Raw genomic sequence first — 16931 nt, 5'->3', positions numbered from 1 at the left:
TCGACTAAAAGGCACTTTATTAAAGTGCCTTTTTTGTTGTGTGAAATATACTCAGTAGTTATACTCGCAGTTAATAACGCTAGTCTCTAATAAATAGCGTGCATATAAAGGACGGGGAGTTTAAAAATGAGGAATTACAGCGGGGTTTCTGTGCTGTCTGGTGTTTTATTGTCAATGATGGCGAATTCTGTCATGGCAGAAGAAAGCGCAGCAGAGCAGTTTGATCCAGAGCAGTTTTTCAAACAAGGAATGGAGGAGCGTGAAAAAGGAGCTCCTTATAGTGCTATAGAATCATTTCAAACTATCCTTAGTAATCAGCCATCATTACATCGTGCTCGTTTGGAATTGGCTGTGGCTTATATGCAGACATTGCAGTACCGAGAAGCTGAAGAGCAAGCGCAAGAAGTTTTAGATGATCCTCAAACACCAGCGAGCGTGCGCGTATCTATATTGGCATTCTTAGCTCAGTTGAAAAGAGATGAAGAGCAGTTAAATCCACAGCATGACCATAAGTTTAATTTGTCAGCGGGTGTGTTGTTTGATAGCAACGTAAATGTAGGCCCTTCGGGCTCAGTTGTTAATGTTAATGGGACGCCATTTACTATTACAGGTGGTTCGCCAGTTAGTGATAATGCTTTAGTGGTTAGCGGTAGTTATGATCATAGTTATCGTACGGGTAAAACGCTCCGTTTAGGACAGAGCACGGGTATGCTGTTTTGGCAGAGTGGGGCATCTGTTTATCATCGTGGATATGATACTGAAGATGATTTTGATTTAGATGTGTTGTCACTACGTACAGGACCTGCGGTTATTACCAATAAAAAATGGCGAGGTAATGTTGCACTGCAGGTGGATCATATCCGTTTGGGAGGAAATGATCTTGCTAATTATATTGGTCTTCAGCCATCTATGACATGGTCATTTGATAGCAGTACAGAATTGACGGTTGATGCTGAGTTTACAGATCGTAATTTTCAGGAAGCTAGCGATCAAGGCCGTGACTCTGATTATTACTCTGTTGGCATAGCACTAGGTAAAGGGTATAGAAATAATACTATTGGTGTTCAGGCTGGGCTTGAAAGTTTTGAAAATGATGCTAACGAAGCTGAATTTTCTAACAATGGTTGGGAAGTGTTTGCTGGTGTGAATTGGCAAGTTCAGCCTATGACGAGCTTATTTAGCCGAGTATCTTACAATGAGTCTGATTTTAAAGGTATTGTAACAGGTGTTGGTAAAGTTAGGGATGATGAGCAGATTCAGCTTATTATCGGTGGTAAACATACTTTTGCTAACGAATTAGAGTTGTCTGCTGTATGGATGAGAGTAGAAGCTGATTCTAATGTTGAGTTGTATGAATATGATCGTAATCAGTTATCAATTAATTTGGCTAAAAAGTTCTAATTTCTAAATACAGTATCTAGTAATAAAGGCCTCTTTTTAGAGGCCTTTTTTATTGGATAAAATAGATTGTTCAACTACAATTTATGTAGGTTTAGTTGGGTGTTGAATTATCAGGGTGGATTCTTTTAAATTCGTTTTCGATGCAGAAAAATAGAGATTTGGGCTGATTAAGTCAAAAGAGTCGATTCTTTATTATAGTATTCTGTTTTAATTTTGTAGTTTCATGCTCGGTAGTTTTTCAGAGCCATGTACCTTAAATACTGCTATTTCTGGTAGTTTTTTTAGTAACAAGTAGTTGTGAATCTAAAACCTAATTAAAGCCGAGTTTGTTTGAATGCCCTATTGTTGGCGATGAGGGTTTTTATCGTCAAATAGAGTGCCACCTGTACCTTGGTACAATTACAACCAGAGTTTATATGTATAAAATATGAACATATAAGATACTTTTACCCGCCTATGTTTCAACATTAGGAGCTGGGTCGCTCATTAAAATAAGGGATATAATGATGTTTAAGCGAAATCTAGTTTCTGTATCAATAGCTTCAATTCTTTTAACTTCAGCGTTGTCGGTTTCGGCTAATACAGGTTCTTCTGATAAAGAAGAGGATTCTGTAAGGTCTTGGGGCAAGTGGGCGCAAAATTTTGCAACTGCGGCAGGTGGTGAAGTTAACACAGCAGCCTTAGGATTAGCATTTGCTGGTGTAGGTCAAGGTGAGACTGGTCGTAATGGACAAAATGAACCTGGATTTGATGTACCAGTAGATCCAATAGATCCAGTAGATCCAGTAGATATTGCGCTATGCGAAGCCGGTGCAATCTGTGGGTTTGTTACCATTCGAGAATCTAGCTATTCACAAAATTCGGCCCCTACGTCTCAAGGCGAACGAAGTAGACTTCCTGTACCGCCAAGATTTGCTGTTGGTGATGTAGGTACTTTTACAGCCGATATTTATGAAGCGGATGCGGATCGCCCTCTTTGGAAAAGAGTATTGTTTCCTCGTATTGCCGGTTCCTTTGATGTACAAGGCAATGAAGGCTATGAGCTAGTGGTTGATGAGGCTACAGGTACTTTTGGTTATGGCTGGGGTGGCTTAGCTAAACTGGAAGGTAACAGTTATTCTGATGTGTTTTTCTCAAACTTCTTTCCTTTATTAGGTGTTGCAGAGGGTACTTGGTCTAGCAGTACTCTATCCCCATCTGGTTTTGATAATGCTAATGGCGCTGTTTGGGCGGGTATTACAACCTCTTTGGATCAGTTAAATGATTATACTGGTTCTAATGGTGTCATCGCTTCTTATAGCGGTATTACCATGCATGGAGGTACGTTCGCGGCATCCATCGATTTTGGCAATAATACATGGAATGGTGCTTGGAATAATGGCGATGTTCAAGGTGATGGCCTTGTTCGTACAACAGCTACTAATGTTGTAGGTCAGGTTGCTTTTGCTGTTACTAATGGTACGGTTGATGGCATTAACTTTATGGCAAATTCAGGTAACTTGAGTGCCGTGGATGGAGTCGTAACAGGTACGGTTAATGGCGCAGTGTTTGGTGGTAATGCTCAATCTGTAGTCGGTATGGTTGATATTGTTAAGTCTACAAATGAATACACTGACTTACAGCATGAGACGCTGTTTGCGGGTGTTAATGACGCGATTACTTCTCCTGTGTCTCGTTAGGCTCTGTATCTTTTTGGTATAAAAAACCAAGGCAATTGCCTTGGTTTTTTTTTCTGTATTTTTTGTCGGGGTGGACTAAAACGCTCACCTTTCTGTTATAACTTATTTCTTTACTGATAGAGAGCGGACTGTATTGAAAGCGGGTGTGTTTGCATTAGGTCGATCAATGCTGGGGAGTTTGCGTGATTTGGCGCCGATTGTACTTGTCATTGCGTTTTTTCAGCTTGTTGTTTTACAGCAGCCGATTCCTGATTTTTTTAACCTTCTTGTTGGCTTTTTGTGTGTCGTTGCTGGCCTTACTTTTTTTATTTATGGCTTAGAAATGGGGCTCTTTCCTATTGGAGGGAGTATGGCGTATGAGTTTACAAGAAAAGGGAGCCTTTTTTGGTTATTACTTTTTGCGTTTGCTCTAGGTGTGGGAACGACTGTAGCTGAACCTGCATTAATTGCGGTCGCGGCTGAAGCGGCTCAGGTGGCTGCAGCTGGTGGTATGATCGCTATGGAGCCTCAAGCTCAACTTGAATATGCGTCCGGTCTTAGATACACCGTTGCTTTTTCTGTTGGGTTTGCCATTGTTTTGGGGGTGCTTCGTATTCTTAAAGGGTGGTCAATTCAATATATGATTATTGGTGGTTATCTTGTAGTGGTGATTATGACTTGTTTTGCGCCTAAAGAAATAATTGGAATAGCGTATGATTCGGGTGGCGTCACTACCTCAACTATTACGGTGCCTTTAGTGACGGCACTGGGGGTTGGATTGGCTTCTTCTATAAAGGGACGTAATCCGATGATCGATGGCTTTGGGTTGATTGCCTTTGCTTCGCTTTCTCCTATGATTTTTGTAATGGCCTATGGAATGTTGATGTAATGGGATTTTGGGAGCAATTTTCTGATATTACACTTGCTACCATAAAAGATGTAATGCCCATTGTGGTTATTCTTTTTGGTTTTCAGTTTGGTGTGATCAGACGGCGTATAGCCAACCTTCGAAAGGTGTTAGTTGGTTTTGTTTATGTAGTGCTTGGCCTTGCACTATTTTTGTTAGGACTAGAAAAAGCGTTGTTCCCTATTGGTCGTTTAATGGCTGAGCAGTTAACAGATCCTGATTTTATTCGTGCTTGGAGTGGCCCTTCCGATATGGGCCTTCGTTGGTATGATTATTTTTGGGTGTATATATTTGCCTTTGCTATAGGTGCTAGTACAACAATCGCCGAACCCTCTCTTATTGCTGTAGCTATGAAGGCGAATGAGGTTTCGGGGGGCTCTATAGGTGTTTGGGGGCTTCGAATTGCGGTTGCTATAGGGGTTGCTATAGGAATCTCTTTAGGTGCTTGGCGTATAGTTACAGGGTACCCGATCTACTGGTTTATTATTGCTGGCTATATCATTGTTGTTATTCAAACATTTTTTGCCCCTAAAATGATCGTGCCGTTGGCATATGATTCTGGTGGGGTTACAACATCAACGGTCACTGTTCCGTTAGTCGCTGCGTTAGGCTTAGGATTGGCTGAAACGGTGCCGGGACGTAGTGCTTTAATAGATGGTTTTGGCTTGATTGCATTTGCTAGTTTGTTTCCGATAATAACGGTTATGGCATATGCGCAAATTGCAGAACTACGTACTAAACGTAGCAAGATAACGGACTAATAGTAGTCGAAGGGGCGGTTATGCATTTCAAGTTATTAGTGGTTTTTGTAGAAGATTCAAAAACTGAGGCGATTATGGAAGCTGCGCGCGAAGCGGGTGCTACAGGCGCTACTGTCATTAATAATGCTCGCGGAGAAGGTGTAAATCAGCCTAAAACGTTTTTAGGATTAACGCTTGTATCTCAGCGTGATGTTGTACTCTTTATTGTTGAAGAGCATTTAAGTCGGAAGATTCTAGAAACAATTTCTAACGTTGCGGAGTTTGAAGAGCATCCTGGTCGTGGAATAGCAATACAAGTTGATATAGAGGATGCAGTAGGGATTGCTCATCAAGTGAAAGAGCTGTCGAATATCGTTGAGGATGAGCTATGAAAGTAGAAAAGAAAGTAGTCCGTGTCCGCGATGTAATGACGGATGAGTTTGCTATCATTGATGGTTTAATTACTGTGCAGGATGCTTTAAGTGTATTTCAGCAACAAAATTCTGAAGTGCTTATCATTAATAAGCGAAACCCAGATGACGAATATGGGCTGTTACTTTTATCTGATGTGGCCAAGAATGTTGTAGCTAAAGATCGTTCACCAGAGCGAGTCAACGTTTATGAAGTAATGGCGAAGCCGGTCGTTTCCGTGGATCCCGAAATGGATATTCGTTATTGCTCACGTTTGTTTGAGAACTTTGGTTTGGCGCATGCACCTGTTATTAAGGATGGTAAGGTCTTAGGTGTTGTGAGTTATAGTGGTATCGTTTTAAAGGGTGTGTTGGGCGTTTAAATACAGTCGATTTCTTTACATAGAAAAGCCTGCATGAGCAGGCTTTTTAATTTAGAGTGATGGGTTGCTTACCGTCGAGCGGCTTTTAGTGTGTCGGCAATTAGATAAGCAAGTTCTAAAGCTTGTTCTCCATTAAGACGGGGGTCGCAATGAGTGTGGTAGCGATCAGCTAGGCCTTGCTCGCTAATCATGTAAGCGCCACCTATGCATTCTGTTACATTTTGCCCTGTCATTTCGAAATGAACGCCGCCCGCATGGGTGCCTTCCGCTCGGTGTACTTCGAAGAATCCTTTGACCTCTTTAAGAATGGCGTCAACACTACGTGTTTTATAGCCACTGGAGGCTTTGATCGTATTACCATGCATAGGATCTGAACTCCATATCACTTGATGGCCGCTCTGTTTGACAGCGCGAACAAGTCTAGGCAGATACTCAGTGATTTTATCGGCTCCCATTCGAGCAATTAGTGTAATACGTCCAGCTTCGTTTTCCGGATTCAAAATATTTAACAGCTGCTCTAAGTCGTCAACTTTTGTACTTGGCCCTACTTTAATCCCAATGGGATTTTTGACGCCTCGTAAAAACTCCACATGGGCGTGATCGGGTTGACGTGTTCTGTCGCCAATCCAAAGCATATGTGCTGAGCAGTCATACCAATCACCTGTTAGGCTATCTGTTCGAGTTAAAGCTTGCTCATAACTCAGTAGCAGCGCTTCGTGAGAGGTATAAAGTGCCGTTTCATGGAGCTGGGGCGTGTTGGATGAATTGATACCACAAGCCTCCATAAAACGAATAGATTGATCAATTTGGTCTGCTAGGTTTTGGTATTTATCTGTCAGTGGACTGTTACTAATAAAACTCTGATTCCATGCATGCACTTGATGGAGGTCGGCAAAGCCACCACTAGAGAAAGCTCTTAGCAGATTAAGCGTCGATGCGGCTTGGTGGTAAGCAGTTATTAAACGTTCAGGGTCCGCCTGTCGGGCGCTTTCCGTAAACTCAATACCGTTAATGATATCGCCGCGATAACTAGGTAATTCAATGCCTTTGTTGCTTTCCATATCGCTGGAGCGAGGTTTAGCGTACTGGCCAGCAATTCGACCTATTTTTACTATAGGGCTGCTTGCCGAAAAGGTCATGACAATGGCCATCTGCATAAGGACCTTGAAGGTATCGCGAATCTTATCGGCGCTAAATTCGTTAAAGCTTTCAGCACAGTCCCCTCCTTGGAGAAGAAAAGCTTTGCCTTGAGCAACGTTAGCTAGCTCTTTTTTTAGTTGGTTTATTTCGCCGGCAAATACCAAGGGTGGCATTTTGCTTAATGTTGCTTCGGCATCCATTAAAGCTTTTTGGTCAGTGTATTCAGGCTGTTGAAGAATAGGTTTATCTCTCCAACTAGTCGGTGTCCATATTTGTGTGGTCATTTTCTGCATCCTAGAGTGTTCTAGTTTAAAGCTAAAAAATAAAGATTATTTGAAAAGAGGAACGGAGGCGGCCTGTAAATTTTGTGCAGATAGCACGAAGTCTACAGACCTAAATAAAATAGGAGTATAGAAAAAAAGCGGGGCAGGTAATGTAGTTTGACTGCAGGGTTACTGCATCCATATTGCTACGATTCACGTTTAAATACTTATCTTGTTAAATGTTGATTAATTATTTATATCATTTATTAAGCGGTCTTAATACCCGTTAAATTACGGAAAGAGATATCTTTTGCTGTATTAAGGAAGTCGACCATAAATTCTGCATCTTTTTGGTCGTCGCGAATCGCTGCATAAAGGGTGCACCATATGCCTTTTTCGCCTAGAGGTTTGGAGGCAATATATTCCCGTTGAATATACTCATGCAGTGCCCAGTTTGGTAGAGCAGCTACACCGCGACCGCTTGCCACTAGCTGAAGCATCATAATAGTCAGCTCAGCAGTTCTTATGGTTTGTGGCTCTACATCTGCTTCATCTAGAAAGTGATTAAAAATATCCAGTCGCTGGTGTTCTACTGGGTAGGTAATAAGGGTTTCTTGCGCTAAGTCTTCTGGATGGATAAAGCGTCTTGCCATTAAACGGTGTTGTTTACTTATCGCTAATCGAGATTCGTAGGTAAACAGAGGGGTGTAAGTAATACCATTACGGGGTTCTGGATCGGATGTAATAACTAGATCTAAATCGCCACGTGCGAGTGCGGGTAAGGGTTGAAAGCTAAATCCACTTGAGAGGTCAAGCTCAATTTCAGGCCAGTGCTGACGGAAATGGTCAATGGTTGGCATTAGCCAGTCAAAACAACTATGACATTCTATACATAAATTGAGTCTGCCCGCTTCACCGCCAGCAAGACGTGCAATATCGCGTTCTGTATTGCGAATCATGGGCAGTATTTCATCGGCTAGTGTCAGTAGGCGTTGGCCTGCGCTGGTAAAACAAATAGGTTTTGTTTTACGAATAAAAAGAGAGCAGTTAAGACGATCTTCTAAGTCTTTAATCTGATGAGATAGGGCTGATTGAGTGAGGTGAACTCGATCTGCTGCTTCGACAAGACTACCGGCGTCGCGTAAAGCGGACAGTGTTTTTAGATGTCGAAGTTCAACCATTTGCTCGTCTCTCTAGTGGGTGATCCTATAATCGGAATATACGCAGTATAGTACGTTGGAGCAAGAAGAGCAGGTAACCCAGAAAATTACTGTGGTTACCTTGCTTTATTTGACAAGTAGAAACTCTAATAATGCTTTTTGCGCATGCAGTCTATTCTCAGCTTCATCGAATACGACCGAACGAGGATCATCCATCATATCGATACTAATTTCTTCGCCGCGGTGAGCTGGAAGGCAGTGCATAAATAAAGCATCTTTATTCGCATGGTCCATCAGTGCTGGAGAAACTTGAAAACCAGAAAATTTCTTTTCTCGTTCCTTTTGTTCCTCTTCTTGACCCATGGAGGCCCATACGTCGGTGACGATCAGGTCGCTGCCTGTAACTGCTTCTTGAGGAGAGCGTGTAATAAATACACGTTCTTTATTTTCCTCAACCAGCTCCATATTTGGATCAAACCCTTCTGGGCAGGCAATATTAAGTTTGAAATCGAATTGTTTTGCCGCATTAATATAGGAGTGGCACATGTTGTTGCCATCACCGATCCAAGTCACGGTTTTTCCTTGAATCTCACCGCGATGTTCAAAGTAAGTTTGCATATCTGCAAGCAGTTGGCAGGGGTGGTATTCATCGGTCAGTGCGTTAATAACCGGTACAGATGAGTTGGCGGCAAAGTCTTCAACCAGCTGGTGGCTAAATGTTCTAATCATGACCACATCAACCATGCTAGATATAACTTTGGCACTATCGCTAATTGGTTCGCCGCGGCCTAACTGTGTATCCCGCGGGGATAAAAACATTGCGTGGCCACCAAATTGCGCCATACCTGCTTCAAAAGAAACACGGGTACGAGTCGATGACTTTTCGAAGATCATCGACATTACTTTGCTTTTTAGTGGCTCATAGACTTCGCCGCGATTCCTAATTGCCTTGAGTTCGCTTGCGCGTCGGATCAGGCGGCCTAGTTCAGTTGAGCTTAGGTCATTTAGTGTTAAAAAGTGTCTAATAGTCATTATACTCTGCGGTCGCCATTGGGTGCTTCTGGGAGATCATTTGAGCTGCGTTCATCAGCCGCATAAATCCTAATAATTTGTGAAAGCGTGTTGACCAAAAGTTCAGCTTCGCTGTCGGTCATTGTTAGAGGAGGGAGCATCCTTACGACTTTCCCGCCGCCAGTAATATTCAATAGAATTCCTTTCACTTTTGCTAAGACTGCCAGTTCGCTACCACCGTCGGTGAGTTCTATCGCGATAAGCATGCCTTTGTTGCGGATCTCTTTAACGTACTCGGCTGTACCGATTTCGCTGCGGAAACCCTCAGCAATTTTATTGCCTAATTTTTCTGCGCGGTCACATAAATTCTCATTCATAATAGTGTTCACGACAGCAAGTGCAGCGGCACATGCAAGCGGGTTACCACCATAGGTTGAGCCATGAGTACCAGGAGAGAGAATAGTAGCGGCTACACCGCGCGCTAAACAAGCGCCAATAGGTACGCCATTGCCTAAGCCTTTGGCTGTTGTGACAACATCCGGCAGAATATTATTGTGTTGATAGGCGAAATATTTACCCGAACGGCCATTACCGCTTTGCACTTCGTCGAGCATCATTAGCCAGTTATTTTCGTCGCAGATGGTACGAATTTGGTTGAGGTAATCATCTGCAGGTATATGAATACCTGATTCGCCCTGGATCGGCTCTACTAAAACCGCAACGATATTTGGATTGTTTGTTGCAATGGTTTTGATGGCGTCAATATCATCGTAAGGGGCGCGTACAAAACCACTAACGAGAGGCTCGAAACCCGCTTGGGCTGAGCGATTACCTGTAGCACTTAATGTAGCCATGGTGCGGCCGTGGAATGCGTTTTCCATAACGATAATGGCAGGGTTGTCAATGTTTCGAACTGTGTGGCCGTAGCGGCGAGCAATTTTTATCGCAGCTTCGTTGGCTTCGGCACCAGAGTTGCCGAAAAAAACATTTTCCATACCCGAAATTTGGGTTAGGCGTTCTGCCAATTGCTGCTGATTGGGAATGGTATATAAATTTGATGTATGAAGAAGTTTGCCTGCTTGTTCTGATATGGCATGTGTAACAGCTGGGTGTGCATGGCCTAAGCCACATACAGCGATACCGCTTAATGCATCCAGGTATTTATTACCGTTTATATCAAACAACCAGCTGCCTTCTCCGCGCTCGAACGCTACGGACAACCGGTTGTAGGTAGTCATGATAGATTCTACAGCCATGTTTATATTTCCCTACAACGCAAAAAGGCAGCCAAGGCTGCCAATCTAAAGGACGAATAATAGGCAGCTTTGATCGCTTTGGCAAGATTTTGTATCAATAAAGTCAGTAATTTTTTAGAGAGGGGACTTCGGTAGTTGATAAGGTAGTTGATAATGATAGAAATTATTTATCGACCTAATTAAGAAATGCAAATGTACATTATCAGAGTAAGATGGTCGGATATATGGTATATTGTTCGCCACAATATCCGTGAGAAATGTTTTCAGAATTAGTAAAGAATATAGGTGTACGAATGAGTGTAATAGATACCATTAAAGAACAGCTTGAGAGTAATGATATTCTGCTTTACATGAAAGGGACGCCTCGTTTCCCTCAGTGTGGCTTTTCATCTCGTGCTTCTGAAGCAGTAATGGCTTGTGGCGAACGTTTTGCCTTTGTCAATATTTTGGAAAACCAAGAGATTCGTGCAGAGTTGCCAAAGTATGCTAATTGGCCAACCTTCCCACAGTTGTGGATTAAAGGTGAGTTAATTGGTGGTTGCGATATTATTTGTGAGATGGCAGAAAGCGGTGAGCTTGAAACCTTAATCAAAGAATCGGCAGCAAATTCAGAAGCAACGGATGCAGAATAAATTTTGAAGAAGGATGCGCTTGATTTTAAGGGCATCTTTTCTATCATATTATCCCTAACGCTAGATATCATTTAATGGAGATTTATTACAATGGGCGTACTTGTAGGTAAGCAGGCACCTGATTTCACCACAGCAGCTGTACTAGGTAACGGTGAGATTGTTGATTCTTATACACTGTCTGAAGCTATCAAAGGCAAAAAAGCGGTTGTTTTCTTCTATCCGCTTGATTTTACTTTTGTTTGTCCTTCTGAGCTATTGGCTTTCGATCACCGTATCGAAGAGTTTAAAAAGCGTAATGTAGAAGTGATCGGTGTTTCTATTGATTCTCATTTCTCACATAATGCTTGGCGTAATACGCCGGTTAACGAAGGCGGTATTGGGCCTGTTAACTACACATTGGTTGCTGATATGACGCATAGTATCTGCAAGGACTATGATGTTGAATCTGCTGGTGGTATGGCTTTCCGTGGTTCTTTCTTGATTGATGAAGATGGTTTAGTTCGTCATCAAGTAGTGAACGACCTGCCACTTGGCCGTAACGTTGATGAAATGCTACGTATGGTTGATGCGCTTGCGTTCCACCAGGAGCATGGTGAAGTTTGTCCAGCGGGCTGGAATCAAGGTGATAAAGGTATGGTTGCATCTCCTGAAGGTGTTGCTTCTTATCTTTCCGAAGAAGGCGATAAGCTGTAATTTTAGCGCTTTTATAAAAAAAACCCGCTATTGCGGGTTTTTTTGTGTTTGATAGTAAAGGGGGGGGATTTATACGTGATGGTGGTTATTCGTAATCATCATAGTTATCGACCATGTCCCATCCGCCTAGCTCTTTCCAGCGGTTGACAATAATGCAAAAAAGCTCGGCAGTTTTGGTTGTGTCATAGAGTGCAGAATGGGCTTGTTTTCCATCGAAATCTATCCCCGCAACTTGGCAAGCTCTAGCTAATACTGTCTGGCCAAAGGCTAGTCCGCCTAGTGTGGCTGTGTCGAATGTAGAGAATGGATGGAATGGATTGCGTTTGATATCGGCACGATTAGACGCGGCATTGACAAAGCCTTGATCAAAAGAAGCATTATGGCCGACTAATACGGCACGTTTACAGTCATGAACTTTGATCGATTTGCGAACGGCTTTGAATATTTCTTCAAGTGCTTCGCGTTCGGGAACGGCTTCCCGATTTGGATCAAAAGGATCTATGCCTGTGAAATCAAGTGCAGATTGCTCAATGTTAGCGCCTTCAAAGGGATCAACTTGAGCTTCAAAGCTTTGGTCTATAATTAAAAAGCCATTTTCATCCATTGTGAGTGTTACTGCGGCAATTTCTAGTAGCGCATCAGTGCGGGCATTAAAACCTGCTGTCTCGACGTCTATAACAACAGGTAAAAATCCGCGGAAGCGGTTTGCCATGGGATGTTTTGTATCATGAAGGTTATTCAAGTGCTGCCCTTACTTGGCGAGGTTTCCGTTTAATCAGAGGTTATTCTAACAGTGTAATTGAAGTCACTCCAATTACCTCCTCAAGATAATGATGTTTTGGCCGAAAAGAAGTAGGTGTTGTTGTGTTTATTGAATTTCCTAGGCGGTTTATTCTGTGTTTGTTCGTTTAATTATTCCATTGATCATTTTTTTGTCTGCTTATTCTGTGCAGGCTATCACATTTCGCAGCTCGATTGATGATGCGAAATGGGACCTTGAAGCTTCAAAATTCAGTTGTCGTCTAAGTCAGCTTATTCCCTCGTTTGGTAGTGCTGTATTTGAACATGAGGCCGGTGAATCGGTGCGCTTTATCCTCAAGCCTACTGAAAATGTACATTTTGAAGATGGGGCGAAGCTCGTTGCAGAAGCATCACCTTGGCAGTCTGGAATTGCCCCTCGTTTTATTGGCTCTCTGAAGGCTGAAGAGGGCACCGGCTATCTGAATGTCAAGCCAGTGCATGCAAAAAATATGTTAGCAGCGCTTTATAAGGGAATGATGCCTACGTTTACTTCTAATCAGTGGTATGGCACAGAGGAGTCGCTCCGTGTCTCTGTATCTGCTGTAAATTTTCAATCTGCTTATTCTGATTATGTAGGGTGTACCGAAGGGCTGCTCCCTGTTAATTACCGCCAAGTTGCGCGTACTGCTATTTTGTTTCCTTCTTCTCAGTGGCGGTTGTCCGACGCTTCGCGCGAACGTTTGGATATGATTGCACTTTATGTGAAAAATGATGATAGCGTAAAAGCGATTTATGTTGATGGGCACTCAGATAGTATGGGGCGCCGTTTAATGAATCGTGATATGTCTAAACGTCGAGCGGAAGAGGTGACCGCTTATCTTATTAGTTTAGGTTTGGATCCGAATGCGATTACGACCCGTTATCATGGTGAGCGTTATCCCGTTGTTGAAAATAACACTAAGGCGAATCGTGATCGAAATCGTCGTGTGACAATTCGTTTAGAGCGAGATTAAAGCGGCCTGTTTGTTGTGATTCTATTGGTTTGAGTTGTAGTTGTTGCTTTCGAGCCGTTTCGTTACCAGCATAGTTTCTGCTATACTAGCGCGCTAAATTTGAATCATCCCTTTCAGTCGACTTCTCGGCTGAAACTGTTCGCAAGTTGGAGCTTGAGAATGTCCGAGATCAAAAAGGTCGTTCTGGCCTATTCCGGTGGATTAGACACGTCCGTAATTGTTCGTTGGTTACAAGATGAGTACAACGCAGAAGTTGTTACCTTTACTGCTGATTTAGGTCAGGGTGAAGAGGTTGAGCCTGCACGTGCTAAAGCCGAAGCGCTAGGTGTTAAAGAGATCTATATTGAAGATCTGCGTGAAGAGTTTGTACGTGATTTTGTATTCCCTATGTTCCGTGCTAATACGATTTATGAGGGCGAGTACTTATTAGGTACGTCTATAGCACGTCCGTTAATCGCAAAACGTTTGATTGAAATTGCGAATGAAACGGGTGCAGATGCTATCTCTCATGGTGCTACAGGTAAAGGTAACGATCAGGTTCGTTTTGAGTTAGGTGCTTATGCGCTTAAACCTGGCGTTCATGTGATTGCCCCTTGGCGTGAATGGGATTTGAATTCCCGTGAATCTTTGATGAATTATTGTGAAACGCACAATATTGAAGTTGATTACGCGAAAAGCAAGAAAAAGTCCCCTTACTCTATGGATGCTAACCTTCTTCATATCTCTTATGAAGGTGGTATCTTAGAAGACCCTTGGGCTGAAGCTGAAGAAGAGATGTGGCGTTGGTCTGTATCTCCTGAGAATGCTCCAGATCAGGCGACTTACCTTGAGTTGACCTATGAGAAAGGTGATATTGTTGCCATTAACGGTGAGGCAATGAGTCCAGCTACGGTTCTTGAATACCTGAACAAAGTAGGTGGCGAGAATGGTGTTGGGCGTTTAGATATTGTTGAAAACCGTTTTGTTGGCATGAAATCTCGCGGCTGTTATGAAACGCCGGGCGGTACCATCATGATGAAAGCGCATCGTGCGATTGAGTCTATTACTTTGGATCGTGAAGCGGCTCATCTTAAAGATGAATTGATGCCTAAGTATGCTAAAACTATTTATAACGGCTTCTGGTGGTCAGAAGAGCGTAAAATGATGCAGCAGCTTATTGATTACTCTCAGCGTGTCGTTAACGGTGATGTACGCGTTAAACTTTACAAGGGAGCTGTTGAGGTCGTTGGTCGTCGTTCTGATGACAGTCTTTTTGATGAAAGTATAGCAACATTTGAAGACGATGCAGGCTCTTACGATCAGAAAGATGCGGCAGGCTTTATTAAACTGAATGCACTACGTATGCGTATTGCAGCGAGTAAAGGACGTAATCTTTTAGAAGATTAAGTTGTTACTTACCCTTTTAAAAACCCCGTACTAGTCCTGCGGGGTTTTTTATTGTCCAGAGAGTCGCTTAAACTTTGATAATATCCTGATTTATATGCTACTTTTGCTGATACGTAATCTTTATGACGCCTATGGAAATTAATTACTCAGGAAAGTCGGCTCTCATTGTAGACAGTAAGCTTGAAGACCTTGGGACGCTGCGACAAATCCTGAGTCGTATAGGTGTGGGACAGATTCAGGTAGCTTCGTCGGTGAATATGGCGCTTAGTTTAATGAGGGAGTTTTCCTATGACCTCTGTTTTGCTGCCTACGATATGGGGAAAGGCGAAAAAAATGGTCTTCAGTTGTTACATGAGGCCAATGCTGAATATATTTTCCCATCATCGAGTGCGTACTTCCTTATTGTTGATCCTAAAGACGCAGAGCTTCTCTTTGGTTCTTTAGAAAACTCTCCAGATACCTACCTTTCTAAACCTTTTGATCAGGCTAAGATACGTCAACGTTTAGAAAAGTTATTACGAATAAAAGATGCCATTAAACCAATAGAGCAATTGTTGGATGAGGAGCATTTTGATGAGGTGATAGAAAAATCTGAAATACTGGCAAAACACTACCCTGGTTTAAATGTTGTGCTACAGCGTATTACGGGAATTGCTCTGATTCGTATGCGACGTTTTAGTCAAGCAAAGGCACTGTTTTTGATGTTGACTGAGAAGCGGTCATTACCTTGGGCTGAGGTTGGGAAAGGGATTGCTTATTTTAATTTAGGTGAATATTCAGATGCATTATCATCGTTAAATAATGTGGTGAATCAGCAGTATATTTGCGTCGAGGCTTATACATGGTTAGCTCGAACCCATCAGATTAGGGGGGAGCTTGAATTGGCTGTCGCGTTGATGCGAAAAGCAGTGATGCTGCAACCGACTGTGCCTTCGTTGCAAGGGGAGCTAGCTGAACTTGCTAGTCAGACTGAGGAGTGGGAGATAGCTAAAGGGGCATACCAGCAAGCGGTACGTTATGCCCGTTATTCAATTTTTCAGTCGCCTAAATATTACTTTGGGCTTGTTCGGGCACTTATTCAAGCAAATACTCAGCGCTTAGCTGAGATAGAAGATGATGTTATAAGAATCCTTGAGGATGTTGTGCTGGACCACCCTGATAATCAAGAGGTAATGTTTCGAGCAAAATTGATTAACTGTGATTTTTTCCGAATGGAGTCTGATGCTTCTCGTTTACAGCAGATGTTGCAACAAACGTGGAATTTCTATTTAAGAATGGATTTAGATAGTCAGTGCAAGTGGCTAGATGTCATGGTTGATACCGCTAGTGATACAGGTTTTGATGACGAGGTGAAAAAGCGTCGTAAAGAATTGACTAGAAAAATGATTGAAATGGAGTGGGGTAAAGCTAATTATGCCGCAATGACGAGTTTTAGAAGTGGAGATTTAGATAGGGCATTCCAAATGTTCGGCCGTGCCCATGAGCTGCTCCCTAGTCATACAGGTATAGCACTTAACCTTGTGCAAGCGGGTATTGAAAAAGCGAAAAGAGGCGAGAGTGCTATTTGGATTTTGCTTTCTGTGCGCGATGTACTTTCAACGGTTAATTTTGGCGCGCTGCCCACGAAACAACAGCAGCGTTATAAGGTTCTGTTTAAGCGCTTTGTGGAGCAATATAATTTGCTGGTTCAGCCCGAAGAGATGCCTCGTAACGACCCTCTGAGTCAGGAGCTTTGATCAAGGCTAAACGTTAAATGGTTTCATCGTCATCTACAATTAAAAATGATGTTGATGTTTGGGTCTCCGAATCGCTTTCTTGTCTATTAAGGTTTCGAGCGAGTTTTCGGCTTAAGAGCTTTTTCTGCGCCATAGGAGGGAGGTCGGTAAACATAATGATGTTTTTATCGACAAGCACATCAATTAGATCTTCGAAGATACGAGATACTGCCGCATCGGATTGCTCTAAGAATTCTTCCGCAGAAAATTCGTTATCATTGATCGAGAGGAATGCTAGAACCTCTTTGTTTTTTATATCGACCGCTTCTGCTCCTGTTTGAAAGGTTTCAGAAAGGCTGATAATGCGTCCTTCTTCATTGCGTATGGCGTATAACATATTGATTTGCTACATTGGTTGGGTT

Annotated in this window: 17 protein-coding genes; 11 read left to right on the top strand and 6 right to left on the bottom strand. The window is 42.6% G+C overall.

The window, feature by feature from the left end; all coding sequences use genetic code 11:
- The first annotated feature begins 126 nt into the window (after positions 1-126).
- From A3774_RS09045 to A3774_RS09020, 6 genes are all read left to right on the top strand, one after another.
- On the top strand, positions 127-1401 hold the full coding sequence (locus A3774_RS09045) for an outer membrane protein assembly factor BamD (protein WP_067866392.1): 1275 nt from the start codon (positions 127-129) through the stop codon (positions 1399-1401).
- A gap of 503 nt (positions 1402-1904) precedes the next feature.
- The gene (locus A3774_RS09040) at positions 1905-3080 is read left to right on the top strand and encodes a hypothetical protein (RefSeq protein ID WP_197468042.1); all 1176 of its coding nucleotides are present in this window, start codon (positions 1905-1907) and stop codon (positions 3078-3080) included.
- A gap of 166 nt (positions 3081-3246) precedes the next feature.
- On the top strand, positions 3247-3948 hold the full coding sequence (locus A3774_RS09035; protein WP_067866446.1) for a DUF1538 domain-containing protein: 702 nt from the start codon (positions 3247-3249) through the stop codon (positions 3946-3948).
- Positions 3948-4727, top strand: a complete 780-nt coding sequence (locus tag A3774_RS09030) for a DUF1538 domain-containing protein (protein ID WP_067866388.1) — start codon at positions 3948-3950, stop codon at positions 4725-4727. The genes A3774_RS09035 and A3774_RS09030 overlap by 1 nt, the downstream gene beginning before the upstream one ends.
- 20 nt (positions 4728-4747) lie before the next feature.
- Entirely contained in the window at positions 4748-5098 is a 351-nt protein-coding gene (locus A3774_RS09025; protein ID WP_067866386.1) for a P-II family nitrogen regulator, read from the top strand.
- On the top strand, positions 5095-5499 hold the full coding sequence (locus tag A3774_RS09020; protein WP_067866384.1) for a CBS domain-containing protein: 405 nt from the start codon (positions 5095-5097) through the stop codon (positions 5497-5499). The genes A3774_RS09025 and A3774_RS09020 overlap by 4 nt, the downstream gene beginning before the upstream one ends.
- A 68-nt stretch (positions 5500-5567) precedes the next feature.
- On the opposite strand, the gene A3774_RS09015 is transcribed toward A3774_RS09020, so the two are convergent.
- From A3774_RS09015 to A3774_RS09000, 4 genes are all read right to left on the bottom strand, one after another.
- Positions 5568-6923, bottom strand: coding sequence for a class II 3-deoxy-7-phosphoheptulonate synthase (locus tag A3774_RS09015; protein ID WP_067866382.1), 1356 nt, complete (start codon positions 6921-6923; stop codon positions 5568-5570).
- A 245-nt stretch (positions 6924-7168) separates the two neighbouring features.
- Complete coding sequence (locus A3774_RS09010) at positions 7169-8083, bottom strand: LysR family transcriptional regulator (protein ID WP_067866380.1); 915 nt, start codon at positions 8081-8083, stop codon at positions 7169-7171.
- Between the two features lie 105 nt (positions 8084-8188).
- On the bottom strand, positions 8189-9094 hold the full coding sequence (argF, locus tag A3774_RS09005; protein WP_067866379.1) for an ornithine carbamoyltransferase: 906 nt from the start codon (positions 9092-9094) through the stop codon (positions 8189-8191).
- The gene (locus A3774_RS09000; protein WP_067866376.1) at positions 9094-10329 is read right to left on the bottom strand and encodes an aspartate aminotransferase family protein; all 1236 of its coding nucleotides are present in this window, start codon (positions 10327-10329) and stop codon (positions 9094-9096) included. The genes argF and A3774_RS09000 overlap by 1 nt, the downstream gene beginning before the upstream one ends.
- A gap of 293 nt (positions 10330-10622) precedes the next feature.
- Here A3774_RS09000 and grxD point away from each other — a divergent pair, with 293 nt between their 5' ends.
- A complete protein-coding gene (grxD, locus tag A3774_RS08995) occupies positions 10623-10961 on the top strand; it encodes a Grx4 family monothiol glutaredoxin (protein WP_067866374.1) in 339 nt (112 codons plus the stop codon).
- 90 nt (positions 10962-11051) lie between these two features.
- The gene (locus A3774_RS08990) at positions 11052-11654 is read left to right on the top strand and encodes a peroxiredoxin (protein WP_067866372.1); all 603 of its coding nucleotides are present in this window, start codon (positions 11052-11054) and stop codon (positions 11652-11654) included.
- Positions 11655-11739: 85 nt separating this feature from the next.
- On the opposite strand, the gene rnt is transcribed toward A3774_RS08990, so the two are convergent.
- Complete coding sequence (gene rnt, locus A3774_RS08985; protein WP_067866445.1) at positions 11740-12366, bottom strand: ribonuclease T; 627 nt, start codon at positions 12364-12366, stop codon at positions 11740-11742.
- A gap of 184 nt (positions 12367-12550) precedes the next feature.
- On the opposite strand from rnt, the gene A3774_RS08980 reads away from it, so the two are divergent.
- The 3 genes from A3774_RS08980 to A3774_RS08970 all read left to right on the top strand — a co-directional run bounded on the left by A3774_RS08980 (position 12551) and on the right by A3774_RS08970 (position 16530).
- Entirely contained in the window at positions 12551-13408 is an 858-nt protein-coding gene (locus A3774_RS08980) for a flagellar protein MotY (RefSeq protein WP_067866370.1), read from the top strand.
- A 159-nt stretch (positions 13409-13567) separates the two neighbouring features.
- The gene (locus A3774_RS08975; protein WP_067866368.1) at positions 13568-14794 is read left to right on the top strand and encodes an argininosuccinate synthase; all 1227 of its coding nucleotides are present in this window, start codon (positions 13568-13570) and stop codon (positions 14792-14794) included.
- A gap of 122 nt (positions 14795-14916) precedes the next feature.
- Positions 14917-16530, top strand: coding sequence for a tetratricopeptide repeat protein (locus tag A3774_RS08970; RefSeq protein ID WP_082792399.1), 1614 nt, complete (start codon positions 14917-14919; stop codon positions 16528-16530).
- Between the two features lie 13 nt (positions 16531-16543).
- Here the strand turns inward: A3774_RS08970 and A3774_RS08965 are convergent, their stop codons facing one another.
- On the bottom strand, positions 16544-16906 hold the full coding sequence (locus A3774_RS08965; RefSeq protein ID WP_067866364.1) for a hypothetical protein: 363 nt from the start codon (positions 16904-16906) through the stop codon (positions 16544-16546).
- Positions 16907-16931: the final 25 nt, after the last annotated feature.

Source organism: Neptuniibacter marinus (assembly GCF_001597725.1).
Classification (GTDB): domain Bacteria; phylum Pseudomonadota; class Gammaproteobacteria; order Pseudomonadales; family Balneatricaceae; genus Neptuniibacter; species Neptuniibacter marinus.
The sequence above is the reverse complement of the archived record's forward strand: the minus strand, read 5'-3'. Positions and strand labels throughout refer to the sequence as shown.

Bases quoted from the DNA above. Each gene is read 5' to 3' on its own strand.
- A3774_RS09045 (WP_067866392.1), top strand. From the start codon at position 127: ATGAGGAATTACAGCGGGGTTTCTGTGCTGTCTGGTGTTTTATTGTCA.
- A3774_RS09040 (WP_197468042.1), top strand. From the start codon at position 1,905: ATGATGTTTAAGCGAAATCTAGTTTCTGTATCAATAGCTTCAATTCTT.
- A3774_RS09035 (WP_067866446.1), top strand. From the start codon at position 3,247: ATGCTGGGGAGTTTGCGTGATTTGGCGCCGATTGTACTTGTCATTGCG.
- A3774_RS09030 (WP_067866388.1), top strand. From the start codon at position 3,948: ATGGGATTTTGGGAGCAATTTTCTGATATTACACTTGCTACCATAAAA.
- A3774_RS09025 (WP_067866386.1), top strand. From the start codon at position 4,748: ATGCATTTCAAGTTATTAGTGGTTTTTGTAGAAGATTCAAAAACTGAG.
- A3774_RS09020 (WP_067866384.1), top strand. From the start codon at position 5,095: ATGAAAGTAGAAAAGAAAGTAGTCCGTGTCCGCGATGTAATGACGGAT.
- A3774_RS09015 (WP_067866382.1), bottom strand. From the start codon at position 6,923: ATGACCACACAAATATGGACACCGACTAGTTGGAGAGATAAACCTATT.
- A3774_RS09010 (WP_067866380.1), bottom strand. From the start codon at position 8,083: ATGGTTGAACTTCGACATCTAAAAACACTGTCCGCTTTACGCGACGCC.
- argF (WP_067866379.1), bottom strand. From the start codon at position 9,094: ATGACTATTAGACACTTTTTAACACTAAATGACCTAAGCTCAACTGAA.
- A3774_RS09000 (WP_067866376.1), bottom strand. From the start codon at position 10,329: ATGGCTGTAGAATCTATCATGACTACCTACAACCGGTTGTCCGTAGCG.
- grxD (WP_067866374.1), top strand. From the start codon at position 10,623: ATGAGTGTAATAGATACCATTAAAGAACAGCTTGAGAGTAATGATATT.
- A3774_RS08990 (WP_067866372.1), top strand. From the start codon at position 11,052: ATGGGCGTACTTGTAGGTAAGCAGGCACCTGATTTCACCACAGCAGCT.
- rnt (WP_067866445.1), bottom strand. From the start codon at position 12,366: ATGGCAAACCGCTTCCGCGGATTTTTACCTGTTGTTATAGACGTCGAG.
- A3774_RS08975 (WP_067866368.1), top strand. From the start codon at position 13,568: ATGTCCGAGATCAAAAAGGTCGTTCTGGCCTATTCCGGTGGATTAGAC.
- A3774_RS08970 (WP_082792399.1), top strand. From the start codon at position 14,917: ATGACGCCTATGGAAATTAATTACTCAGGAAAGTCGGCTCTCATTGTA.
- A3774_RS08965 (WP_067866364.1), bottom strand. From the start codon at position 16,906: ATGTTATACGCCATACGCAATGAAGAAGGACGCATTATCAGCCTTTCT.